Annotated in this window: 7 protein-coding genes; 5 read left to right on the top strand and 2 right to left on the bottom strand. The window is 72.7% G+C overall.

Translation table 11 applies throughout. The features are described 5' to 3' along the window. Window positions 1-191: 191 nt before the first annotated feature. Window positions 192-1,181: a 2,3,4,5-tetrahydropyridine-2,6-dicarboxylate N-succinyltransferase gene (gene dapD, locus ACFV6I_RS31270; protein ID WP_063347584.1), complete on the bottom strand. Its 990-nt coding sequence runs from the start codon at window positions 1,179-1,181 to the stop codon at window positions 192-194. Window positions 1,182-1,357: 176 nt separating this feature from the next. On the opposite strand from dapD, the gene ACFV6I_RS31265 reads away from it, so the two are divergent. The 3 genes from ACFV6I_RS31265 (at window position 1,358) to argF (ending at window position 6,849) form a co-directional block, all read left to right on the top strand. Further along, complete coding sequence (locus ACFV6I_RS31265) at window positions 1,358-2,956, top strand: 3' terminal RNA ribose 2'-O-methyltransferase Hen1 (RefSeq protein WP_380428907.1); 1,599 nt, start codon at window positions 1,358-1,360, stop codon at window positions 2,954-2,956. After that, on the top strand, window positions 2,953-5,652 hold the full coding sequence (locus ACFV6I_RS31260) for a polynucleotide kinase-phosphatase (RefSeq protein WP_380428906.1): 2,700 nt from the start codon (window positions 2,953-2,955) through the stop codon (window positions 5,650-5,652). The genes ACFV6I_RS31265 and ACFV6I_RS31260 overlap by 4 nt, the downstream gene beginning before the upstream one ends. Before the next feature lie 195 nt (window positions 5,653-5,847). Beyond that, the gene (argF, locus tag ACFV6I_RS31255; RefSeq protein ID WP_063347583.1) at window positions 5,848-6,849 is read left to right on the top strand and encodes an ornithine carbamoyltransferase; all 1,002 of its coding nucleotides are present in this window, start codon (window positions 5,848-5,850) and stop codon (window positions 6,847-6,849) included. Window positions 6,850-6,858: 9 nt separating this feature from the next. Here argF and ACFV6I_RS31250 read toward each other — a convergent pair whose 3' ends face one another. Then, a complete protein-coding gene (locus ACFV6I_RS31250) occupies window positions 6,859-7,446 on the bottom strand; it encodes a superoxide dismutase family protein (RefSeq protein ID WP_380428905.1) in 588 nt (195 codons plus the stop codon). A 470-nt stretch (window positions 7,447-7,916) separates the two neighbouring features. Here ACFV6I_RS31250 and acnA point away from each other — a divergent pair, with 470 nt between their 5' ends. Both acnA and ACFV6I_RS31240 read left to right on the top strand, forming a co-directional pair. Then, window positions 7,917-10,562 (top strand): aconitate hydratase AcnA, encoded by a 2,646-nt coding sequence (gene acnA, locus ACFV6I_RS31245; protein WP_380428903.1) that lies wholly within the window; start codon window positions 7,917-7,919, stop codon window positions 10,560-10,562. Window positions 10,563-10,748: 186 nt separating this feature from the next. After that, a complete protein-coding gene (locus ACFV6I_RS31240; protein ID WP_063347580.1) occupies window positions 10,749-12,074 on the top strand; it encodes a glycoside hydrolase family 18 protein in 1,326 nt (441 codons plus the stop codon). The last annotated feature ends 120 nt before the right edge of the window (window positions 12,075-12,194 follow it).

Here is a 12,194-nt window from a genome sequence, read left to right as displayed (position 1 = left end):
GTCCAGTCCGGTGCCGGTGCGGGCCCGCACCGGCAGGTCGTCCCGCAGCTTGGCGATCTTCTGGTCGGGGGCGGCGGGCGCGGTGGGGGCGGGGGGGGGGCGGGACGCCCCCCCCCCCGCCCCCGCGGGCCGCCGCACGCGGGCGCCGGCCCCCCAGGCGCCCCGGGACCCCGATGGTGTGGTCCCGCAGGTCAGTTGTGGGCGTGCAGGTCGGCGTTGAGGCCGCCCCAGGAGCCGGAGCGGGCGATGACCTCGACGGCGCCGGTCTGCGAGTTGCGGCGGAACAGCAGGTTGTCCTGGCCGGACAGCTCGACGGCCTTGGCCACGGTGCCGTCCGGGGTGGTGACCCGGGTGCCGGCGGTGACGTAGAGGCCGGCCTCGATGACGCAGTCGCTGCCGAGCGAGATGCCGATGCCGGCGTTGGCGCCGAGCAGGCAGCGCTCGCCGACCGAGACGACCTGCTTGCCGCCGCCGGAGAGGGTGCCCATGATCGAGGCGCCGCCGCCGATGTCGCTGTGGTCGCCGACGACGACGCCCGCGCTGATCCGGCCCTCGACCATGGAGGTGCCGAGGGTGCCGGCGTTGAAGTTGACGAAGCCCTCGTGCATCACGGTGGTGCCGACGGCCAGGTGGGCGCCGAGGCGGACGCGGTCGGCGTGGGCGATGCGCACGCCGGACGGGGCGACGTAGTCGGTCATCCGCGGGAACTTGTCGATGCCGTACACGGCGAGCTGGCCGCCCTGGGCGCGGACCGCGAGGCGGGCCTGCTCGACCGTGTCCACCGGGACGGGGCCGATGCTGGTCCACGCGACGTTGGCGAGCAGTCCGAAGACGCCGTCCAGGTTCTGGCCGTGCGGCTTGACCAGGCGGTGGCTGAGCAGGTGCAGGCGCAGGTACACGTCGTGGGTGTCGAGCGGCTTCTCGTCGAGCGAGGCGATGGTGGTGCGCACGGCGACCACCTCGACGCCGCGGCGCGCGTCGGCGCGCAGCGCCTCGGCGGCGCCGGCGCCGAGTTCGGCCTCGGCCTGCTCGGCGGTCAGGCGGACGGTGCCGGCCGGGCCGGGCTCGGCGGCCAGGGCGGGGGCGGGGAACCAGGTGTCGAGGACGGTGCCGTCGGCGGCGATGGTGGCCAGGCCGGCGGCCACGGCCCCGTTCGGGAGGGAGGTCGATTCAGCAGTCACACCGTGCACGTTAACCAATGCGGGGCTCCGCTGCCGAACACGCCCGTCGTGCGGACGCGGCCGCCGGTCGGCAGGCCCCCGCCGTGCGTACACGGCCGCCGACGGGCCGCGGCGGACGGCCGCCGCACCGGGAAACCCGGTGTTCAGCGGAGGTTTGCTCGGTGATACTCGGGCAGGTGTTCATGTCGATCTCCACCACCGGCAGCGTCGAGGGCCCGGCCACCGATCTCGGCTTCCTGCTGCACAAGCACCCGGGCAAGGTCCAGCGGTTCGCGACGTCGCACGGCGAGGCGCACGTCTTCTACCCAGAGGCGGGCGACGACGTCTGCACGGCGGCGCTGCTGCTGGACGTCGATCCGATCGCGCTGGTCCGCAAGGGCCGGGGCAAGGGGCGCGGCGGTTCGCCGGACTTCGCGCTTGCCCAGTACGTCAACGACCGCCCGTACGCGGCGTCCTCGCTGCTCGCGGTGGCGTTGCGGACGGTGTTCCGGTCCGCGATGAAGGGCGACTGCCCGGCCCGGCCGGGGCTGGCGGAGCGCCCGCGCCCGCTGCGGATCACGCTGCCCGCGGTGCCCGCGAACGGTGCGGGCGAGGGCGGTGGCCCGGCGATGGCGCTCCGGCTGTTCGAGCCGCTGGGCTGGCGGGTCGAGGCGGTGGCGCTCCCGCTGGACGAGGCGTTCCCGGAGTGGGGCGAGTCCCGGTACGTGCGGCTCACGCTGGTCTCGGACGCCGTGCGGCTTGCCGACGCGCTTCAGCAGCTGTACGTGCTGCTGCCGGTGCTGGACGGCGCCAAGCACTACTGGGTCGCCCCGGACGAGGTGGACAAGCTGCTCGCCGCCGGCGAGGGCTGGCTGGCCGCCCACCCGGAGCGCGCCCTGATCACCCGCCGCTACCTGTCCCGGAGCCGGGCGCTGACCCGGGTGGCGCTGGAGCGTCTGGAGCTGGCCCGGCTGGCGGAGGCGGACGACCGGGAGCCCGAGGAGGTCGACAACGCGGTCGACGACCGGCCGGAGGAGCAGGCTGAGGCCGCCGGGGCGACATCGGAGCCCAGGCCGCCGTCCCTCGCCGGGCAGCGCCGCGCCGCGATCCTCGCCGCCCTGCGGGAGGTGGGCGCGGCCCGCGTCGCCGATCTCGGCTGCGGCCGGGGCGAGTTGATCGGCGAACTGCTGAAGGACGCCCGGTTCACCGAGGTGCTCGGCGTGGACGTGTCTGTGCGGGCGTTGCAGGCGGCGGCCCGCGGATTGCGCCTGGACCGGATGCCGGAGCGGCAGGCGGCCCGGGTGACGCTGGCGCAGGGTGCGCTGACCTACACGGACACCCGGTTGAAGGGCTTCGACGCGGCGGTGCTGTGCGAGGTGGTCGAGCACCTGGACCTGCCCAGGCTGCCCGCCCTGGAGTACGCGGTGTTCGGCGCGGCCCGGCCGGGGGCGGTGGTCGTCACCACGCCGAACGCCGAGTACAACGTCCGCTGGGAGAGCCTGCCGGCGGGCGCTGTCCGGCACGCCGACCACCGCTTCGAGTGGTCGCGCGCCGAGTTCCGCGCGTGGGCCGAGCGGGTCGCGGCCGCGTTCGGTTACACGGTGGTGCTGCGCCCGGTGGGGCCGGAGGACGAGGAGGTCGGCGCGCCGACCCAGCTGGCCCTGTTCCGCCTCGGCACCGGCCCTGCCGAGCAGACTCCGCCCGAGCAGACCACGACCGGCACCACCCGGACCGCGCAGACCCCGACCGACCGGACCCCGACCGACCCGGCGCCCGAAGGAGGCGAATCCCGATGACCGACGAAGCGACCCCGACGCCCGAGCAGCACCAGCACCAGGAGCACGACCAGGAACTGCCCCAGGACCACCCCGCCCCCCGCCGCCTCCCCGTCACAGACGTCTCCCTCGTCGTCCTGATCGGCACCAGCGGCGCCGGCAAGTCGACCTTCGCCCGCCGCCACTTCCTGCCCACCCAGGTCGTCTCCTCCGACTTCTGCCGCGGCCTGGTCGCCGACGACGAGAACGACCAGTCGGCCTCCGCCGAGGCCTTCGACGTCCTGCACTACATCGTCGGCAAGCGCCTCGCGGCCGGCCGGCTGACCGTCGTGGACGCCACCAACGTCCAGCCCGAGGCACGCCACCAGCTGGTGCGGATCGCCCGCGAGCACGACGTGCTGCCGATCGCGATCGTGCTGGACGTCCCGCCGGGCGTGTGCGCCGAGCGCAACCGCTCCCGCGCGGACCGCCAGCTGCCGGCCCACGTCGTCCCGCGTCAGCACCGCGAGCTGCGCCGTTCCCTGCGCGGCCTGGAGCGCGAGGGCTTCCGCAAGGTGCACGTGCTGCGCGGCGCGGCCGAGGTGGCGGCGGCCGAGGTGGAGCTGGAGAAGCGCTACAACGACCTGCGTCACCTGACCGGCCCGTTCGACATCGTCGGCGACATCCATGGCTGCCGCTCCGAGCTGGAGACCCTGCTGACCGGCCTCGGCTACACGCTGACCCGGGACGCCGGGGGCCGGCCGGTGGACGCGGTGCCGCCGGCGGGCCGTACCGCCGTGTTCGTCGGGGACCTGGTCGACCGCGGCCCGGACACGCCGGGTGTGCTGCGCCTGGTGATGGGCATGGTGGCGGCCGGGCACGCGCTGTGCGTGCCGGGCAACCACGAGAACAAGCTGGGCCGGGCGCTGGACGGCAAGAAGGTCAACGTCGCCTACGGCCTGCAGGAGTCGCTGGATCAGCTGGCCGGCGAGTCCGAGGAGTTCCGGGCCGAGGCGCGGGAGTTCATGCGCGGCCTGGTGAGTCACTACCTGCTGGACGGCGGCGCGCTGGTGGTCTGCCACGCCGGTCTGCCGGAGCGCTACCACGGCCGCAACTCGGGCCGGGTGCGTTCGCACGCGCTGTACGGGGAGACCACCGGCGAGACCGACGAGTACGGCCTGCCGGTGCGCTACCCGTGGGCGGAGGAGTACCGGGGCAAGGCGCTGGTGGTGTACGGCCACACGCCGGTGCCGTCGGCGAGCTTCGTCAACAACACCGTCTGCCTGGACACCGGTTGCGTGTTCGGCGGCACCCTGACGGCGCTGCGCTACCCGGAGCGGGAGCTGGTGAGCGTGCCGGCCGAGCGGGAGTGGTACGCGCCGGTGCGCCCGTTGGCCACGGACGCGCCGGGCGCCCGCGAGGGCCGTCCGCTGGATCTCGCGGACGTGGCGGGCCGCCGGATCGTCGAGACCGGGCTGCACGGGCGGGTCGCCGTCCGGGAGGAGAACGCGGCGGCGGCGCTGGAGGTGATGAGCCGCTTCGCGCTGGACCCGCGGCTGCTGGCGTACCTGCCGCCGACCATGGCGCCGAGCGCGGCCTCCCGCCGGGACGGCTTCCTGGAGCACCCGCAGGAGGCGTTCGCCGCCTACCGCGCGGACGGCGTGCGGCACCTGGTGTGCGAGGAGAAGCACATGGGCTCCCGCGCGGTGGTGCTGGTCGCCCGGGACGACGCGGCGCTGGAGCGGCGCTTCGGCGTGGCCGGTCCGGGCGCGATCTGGACCAGGACGGGCCGGGCGTTCCTCGCCGACGACGGCCTGACCGCGGCCCTGCTGGGCCGGGTACGGGCGGCCGCCGAGCGCTCGGGGCTGTTCGACGAGCTGGGCACCGGCTGGCTGCTGTTGGACGCCGAGCTGATGCCCTGGTCGCTGAAGGCCGTGGAACTGCTGCGCCGCCAGTACGCTGCGGTCGGCACTGCGGCGGGCGCCGCCCTGCCGGAGGCGCTGGCGGCCCTGGAGCGGGCGGCCGGTCGCGGGCTGGACCTGGCGGAGCTGACCGCCAAGCAGCGGCGGCGCGCGGCCGACGCGCAGGCGTTCACCGAGGCGTACCGGCGGTACTGCTGGCCGACCGAGGGGCTGTCGGGCGTGCGGCTGGCGCCGTTCCAGGTGCTGGCCGCCGAGGGGGCGAACCTCGCGGTGCGCCCGCACGACGAGCACCTGGCCTGGATCGACCGCCTGGTCGCGGCCGACGAAGCGCCGGCCGAAGCCGCGCCCGAGACGGTGCCCGAGACGGCGCCCGAAGCGGACGGTGACCGGGCACCGGTCCTGCACCGCACCGGCCGCCTCCTGGTGGACACCGAGGACGAGGCCTCGGTGGCGGCCGCCACGGCCTGGTGGGAGGAGCTGACGGCGGCGGGCGGCGAGGGCATGGTGGTCAAACCGCTGGCCTCGGTGGTGCGCACGAAGCGGGGCGGGGGCCGTCCGGGCGGGTTGGTGCAGCCGGGGGTGAAGGTGCGCGGCCGGGAGTACCTGCGGATCATCTACGGCCCGGACTACACCGAGTACCTGGACCGGCTGCGCGAGCGGTCGCTGGGCCACAAGCGCTCGCTGGCGCTGCGCGAGTACGCGCTGGGCCTGGAGGCGCTGGACCGGCTGGCGGCCGGCGAGCCGCTGTGGCGGGTGCACGAGCCGGTGTTCGCGGTGCTCGCGCTGGAGTCCGAGCCGGTCGATCCGCGCCTGTAGGCCGGCCGGGCGCAGAGGGTGCCCGCGCCTTTAGACCGACCGGGCGTCGAGGGGGCCACGGCTGTAGGCCGGTCGGGTGTCGAGGGGGAGTCCGCGGCGGGGCTCCCCCTCTCCCACCCCCGCTGTGTATAGAAATTCCGAGTATCGTATAGACTTGCTACTTTCCCGTACGCCCCGTCATCCCAGGAGCCCGGTATGGCCTTCAACCTCCGGAACAGGCACTTCCTCAAGGAGCTCGACTTCACGCCCCAGGAGTTCCGCTTCCTGGTGGACCTCGCCGCCGGACTCAAGGCGGCCAAGTATGCGGGCACCGAGCAGCCCCGGCTGCGCGGGAAGAACATCGCGCTGATCTTCGAGAAGACCTCCACCCGCACCCGCTGCGCCTTCGAGGTCGCCGCCCACGACCAGGGCGCCACCACCACCTACCTGGACCCGTCCGGTTCGCAGATCGGCCACAAGGAGTCCATCCGGGACACCGCACGGGTGCTCGGCCGGATGTTCGACGGCATCGAGTACCGCGGCCACGGCCAGGAGATCGTCGAGGAGCTGGCGGCGAACGCCGGCGTCCCGGTCTGGAACGGTCTCACCGACGAGTGGCACCCCACCCAGATGCTGGCCGACGTCCTCACCATCACCGAGCACAGCACCAAGCCGCTGACCGGGACCGCCCTCGCGTACCTCGGCGACGCCCGCTCCAACATGGGCAACTCGCTGCTGGTCACCGGCGCCCTGCTCGGCATGGACGTCCGGATCGTCGCCCCGCGCTCCCTCTGGCCGGTCGAGGAGGTCCGGGAGGCGGCCGAGATGCTGGCCGAGGCGACCGGCGCCCGGATCACCCTCACCGAGGACGTGGCCGAGGGCGTGGCCGACGTGGACTTCCTCTACACCGATGTCTGGGTCTCGATGGGCGAGCCCAAGGAGGTCTGGGCCGAGCGGATCGAGTTGCTCAAGCCCTACCAGGTGTCGATGGACACCGTCCGGGCCACCGGCAACCCGGCCGTGAAGTTCCTGCACTGCCTGCCCGCGTTCCACGACCTCGGCACGGTGCTCGGGCGGCAGATGTACGAGGCGACCGGCATGACCGAGCTGGAGTGCACCGACGAGCTGTTCGAGTCGGCGCACTCCGTCGTGTTCGACCAGGCCGAGAACCGCCTGCACACCATCAAGGCGGTCCTGGTCGCCACCCTCGGCTCCTGAGGCGGAAGCTCACTTCTCCAGCTTGACGCAGGCCGCCCGGTCGCCCGCCGCGTGCGGGCCGGTCGGGGTGCCCGCGTGCATCACCAGTGAGCGGGCCTCGCCCGGCCGCGGCTGCCAGGGCACCGAGGCCGTCGCGGTGCCCTCGCCGTGCTCGTCGGTGCGCAGCGCCAGCCGCAGTTCGTTGCGCCCGTTGGCGTACGCCGGGTCGGTGGACGGCTGCACCGGGTCCACGGCGTCCTGGTAGTGCGGTCCGGACGAGGCCGGGTCGGCTCCGCAGGAGCCGGTGTGCAGGTGGGCCGGGAACTCGTGGTCGGGGGCGAGCCCGGTGACGGTCATGGTGAGCACCGTCCGCCCCGGGGTGGAGCGGTCGGTGACGATCCGGGTGTGTGCGCCGTACGGCACGAGGTCGTTCGCGTAGCTGACGGCGGTCGGCGGAACGAAGGCCGTCGCGGGGTCGAAGGCGGCCTCGACGACGGAGACCGGCGAGGCGGCGGAGCCCGACGGGGCGAGGGCACCCGACGAGGCGGCGGCGGGGACGAGCAGGGCCAGCGGCAGCAGTGCGGCGGCGAGCGGAGTGGCGGCGAGCGGAGCGGACATCAAGGGGCCTTCCAGGGGCAGGGCGACGGACACCCTGCTCAACGGCGCCGGGCGCCGGCGGACACCCTCGAACGGGCCCGGAGGCGCGCGGGCTGCGCGGGCGCGCCTCTGCTCGTCCCGTCGCCGACCGGCGGTTCCGGTGGTGAGCTGGTGTGAGCCGGTGGTGGGCCGATGCCGAGTCGACACTGGGCCAGTGCCGAGCCGGCAGTGCTGCCGTTGCCGCCCGCCGCCGCCAGAAAGGCCACTGACCTGCGCTTTTGCCGACCCAGGCATGCCTGCGGTGGTGAAGGTGACGGCATGCACTATGGTTTATCTCGACATCGAGATAACTGCCCCATAGGATATATCTCGACATCAAGATACTTGCCGAGCGGAGCTCGCCGGCGATGCGGGCAAGGTAAGCCTAAGTAAGGCTGACCTTACCACCGTGGCGGCCGGATACCGCACGAAGCACCCAGAAGGAGTCAGTCGTGTCCGCGAACAGCTTCGACGCCCGCAGCTCGCTGCAGGTGGGCGACGAGTCGTACGAGATCTTCAAGCTCTCCGCCGTCGAGGGTTCCGAGCGGCTGCCGTACAGCCTCAAGGTGCTGCTGGAGAACCTGCTCCGCACGGAGGACGGCGCGAACATCACCGCCGACCACATCCGCGCGCTCGGCAACTGGGACGCCAGCGCCCAGCCGAGCCAGGAGATCCAGTTCACCCCGGCCCGCGTGATCATGCAGGACTTCACCGGTGTGCCGTGCGTGGTCGACCTCGCCACCATGCGTGAGGCCGTCAAGGAGCTGGGCGGCGACCCGGCCAAGATCAACCCGCTGGCCCCGGCCGAGCTGGTCATCGACCACTCCGTCATCGCCGACAAGTTCGGCACCCCGGACGCCTTCGTCCAGAACGTCGAGATCGAGTACGGCCGCAACAAGGAGCGCTACCAGTTCCTGCGCTGGGGCCAGACCGCCTTCGACGAGTTCAAGGTCGTCCCGCCCGGCACCGGCATCGTCCACCAGGTGAACATCGAGCACCTGGCCCGCACCATCATGGTCCGCGGCGGCCAGGCCTACCCGGACACCTGCGTCGGCACCGACTCGCACACCACCATGGTCAACGGCCTGGGCGTGCTGGGCTGGGGCGTCGGCGGCATCGAGGCCGAGGCCGCGATGCTGGGCCAGCCGGTCTCCATGCTGATCCCGCGCGTGGTCGGCTTCAAGCTCAACGGCCAGCTGCCGGCCGGCACCACCGCCACCGACCTGGTGCTCACCATCACCGAGATGCTGCGCAAGCACGGTGTGGTCGGCAAGTTCGTCGAGTTCTACGGCGAGGGCGTCTCCGCGATCCCGCTGGCCAACCGCGCCACCATCGGCAACATGTCGCCGGAGTTCGGCTCGACCTGCGCGATCTTCCCGATCGACGCCGAGACCATCAACTACCTCAAGCTCACCGGCCGCGACGAGCAGCAGCTCGCCCTGGTCGAGGCGTACGCCAAGGAGCAGGGCCTCTGGCACGACCCGTCGGTCGAGCCGGTCTTCTCCGAGTACCTGGAGCTGGACGTCTCCACCGTCGTCCCGTCGATCTCCGGCCCGAAGCGCCCGCAGGACCGCGTCGTCCTGGCCGAGGCCGCCACCCGGTTCGCCGAGGCGCTGCCGACCTACTCCGCCGAGGCCTCGAAGCCGACCGCCGTCACCGCCCCCGACGGTTCGACGTACGAGATCGACAACGGCGCGGTCGTGATCGCCTCGATCACCTCCTGCACCAACACCTCCAACCCCTCCGTCATGCTGGGCGCCGCCCTGCTGGCGAAGAAGGCCGTGGAGAAGGGCCTCACGGTCAAGCCGTGGGTCAAGACCACCCTGGCCCCCGGGTCCAAGGTCGTCATGGACTACTACGAGAAGGCCGGCCTGCTCCCGTACATGGAGAAGCTGGGCTTCAACCTGGTCGGCTACGGCTGCGTCACCTGCATCGGCAACTCGGGCCCGCTGCCCGAGGAGGTCTCGGCCGCCGTCAACGAGGCCGACCTGGCGGTCGTCTCGGTGCTCTCCGGCAACCGCAACTTCGAGGGCCGGATCAACCCGGACGTGAAGATGAACTACCTGGCCTCGCCGCCGCTGGTGGTCGCCTACGCCCTGGCCGGCAACATGAACATCGACATCACCCGCGACGCCCTGGGCCAGGACGCCGACGGCAACGACGTCTTCCTCGCCGACATCTGGCCGTCGGAGCAGGAGGTGGCGGACACCGTCGCCGGCTCCATCGACGAGGCGATGTTCGACAAGGGCTACCAGGACGTCTTCGCCGGTGACCACCGCTGGCAGTCGCTCCCCGTCCCGACCGGCAACACCTTCGAGTGGGACGCCGAGTCCACCTACGTCCGCAAGCCCCCGTACTTCGAGGGCATGGCCAAGACCCCGAGCCCGGTGAGCGACATCGCCGGCGCCCGCGTCCTGGCCAAGCTGGGCGACTCGGTCACCACCGACCACATCTCCCCGGCCGGCAACATCAAGCCGGGCACCCCGGCGGCGCAGTACCTGACCGCCAACGGTGTCGAGAAGCGCGACTTCAACTCCTACGGCTCGCGCCGCGGCAACCACGAGGTGATGATCCGCGGCACCTTCGCCAACATCCGTCTGCGCAACCAGATCGCGCCGGGCACCGAGGGCGGCTACACCCGCGACTTCACCCAGGCCGACGGCCCGGTGTCGTTCATCTACGACGCCTCGCAGAACTACCAGGCCGCCGGCACCCCGCTGGTCGTCCTGGCCGGCAAGGAGTACGGCTCCGGCTCGTCCCGCGACTGGGCCGCCAAGGGCACCGCGCTGCTGGGCGTCAAGGCCGTCATCGCCGAGTCGTACGAGCGCATCCACCGCTCGAACCTGATCGGCATGGGCGTCCTGCCGCTGCAGTTCCCGGAGGGCCAGACCGCCGAGTCCCTCGGCCTGACCGGCGAGGAGACCTTCTCCTTCACCGGCGTGACCGAGCTCAACGAGGGCCGCACCCCGAAGACCGTCAAGGTCAAGGCCGGTGACAAGGAGTTCGACGCGGTCGTCCGCATCGACACCCCCGGTGAGGCGGACTACTACCGCAACGGCGGCATCCTGCAGTACGTGCTGCGCTCGCTCATCGGCTGAACCGAGTTCTAGTTCCGGGGGCTGAGCGCCCCGGTGGCTGAGAGGCCGGACCGCATCGCGCGGTCCGGCCTCTTTTGCATGCTGCCTCTCCTGAGCCCTGCCCCTTGTGCGGTGTGCCGCGATGGACTAAACCTCTATCCCATCTGGTCCAGACCATTTGACGATCATTCAGAGAACAGGTCCGGTATGCCCACTCGCGCCTCAGCCCTGCTCGCCGCCGCCACCGTCGCCGCGCTGCTCGCCGCCCCCGCCACCGCCAACGCCGCCGACGGCGGGCACGGCCCGAAGCTGAAGGGCCAGCGGGTCGGCTACTTCACCCAGTGGGGCGCCGACAGCTCCGCCAAGCGCGTCCAGGACTCCGGCCAGGCCGGGAAGCTCACCGTCGTCAACTACGCCTTCGGCAACGTCTCTGCCGACGGCACCTGCTTCGAGACCAACGACGCAGGCCAGGGCGACGCCCGCAACGACTACCAGCGCGCCTTCTCCGCCGCCGACTCGGTCGACGGCGTGGCCGACGCCCCGGGCCAGAAGCTGAAGGGCCACTTCAACCAGCTGCGCAAGCTCAAGGCGAAGAACCCGCAGTTGCGCACGGTCATCTCGCTCGGCGGCTGGAGCTGGTCCAAGTACTTCTCCGACGCGGCCGCCACCGACGCCGCGCGCAAGAAGTTCGTCTCCTCCTGCATCGACCTCTACCTCAAGGGCGACGTGCCGGTCCTGCCCGGCGCCCCCGAGGGCGGCGCCGGCGCGGCCGCGGGCGTCTTCGACGGCATCGACATCGACTGGGAGTACCCGGGCGGCGGCGGGGACGCGGGCAACGTGGTCCGCCCCGAGGACGGGCGCAACTTCACCCTGCTGATGCAGGAGTTCCGCCGCCAGCTCGACGACTTCGGCAAGAAGGGCGGCAAGAAGGGCGACAAGGGCCGGCACTACCTGCTGACCGCCGCCGTCGCCGCCAACGAGACCGTCGCCGACCGGCTCGAACTGCCCGAGCTGAGCGAGTCGGTGGACTGGCTCAACCTGATGACCTACGACCTGCACGGCCCCTGGGAGGGCAAGGGCCCGGCCAACCACCAGGCCAACCTCTACTCCGACCCGGCCGACCCCGACGCCCGCCGGCGCAGCGCCGACACGGCCGTCGACCACTACCAGGAGCGCGGCCTGCCCGCCGAGCAGATCGTGCTCGGCGCCCCGCTGTACGGCCACGGCTGGACGGGCGTCGCGCCCGGCAAGCGCGGCGGCCTCTACCAGAGCGCCACCGCCGCCGCCCCCGACCTCTCCTACCGGGAGGTCAACGCGCTGCCCGGCAAGGTGTACGTGGACCGCGACCACGGCGCGTCCTGGAAGTACGACGGGACCACCTTCTACAGCTACGACACCGCCGAGGTGCTCACCCAGAAGGCGCGGTACGTGCGCTGGAACGACCTGGGCGGCGTGATGGTCTGGTCGCTGGACGGCGACGACGCCCAGGGCAGCGCGATCGCCGCCCTGGACCGCGGCCTGCGCCGCGACTGACGCCCCGACGCGAAGGGGCGCCCCGACGCGAAGGGGCCCGCCGGGTGCGCACCGCGGGCCCCATGACGCCGGTGTGATGGCCGGTGGCCGGGCGGCGGCCCGCTCGCGCGGGGCCCGTCG

Origin of the sequence: Kitasatospora sp. NPDC059803, from assembly GCF_042732255.1 — a bacterium.
Lineage (GTDB): Bacteria > Actinomycetota > Actinomycetes > Streptomycetales > Streptomycetaceae > Kitasatospora.
The sequence above is the reverse complement of the archived record's forward strand: the minus strand, read 5'-3'. Positions and strand labels throughout refer to the sequence as shown.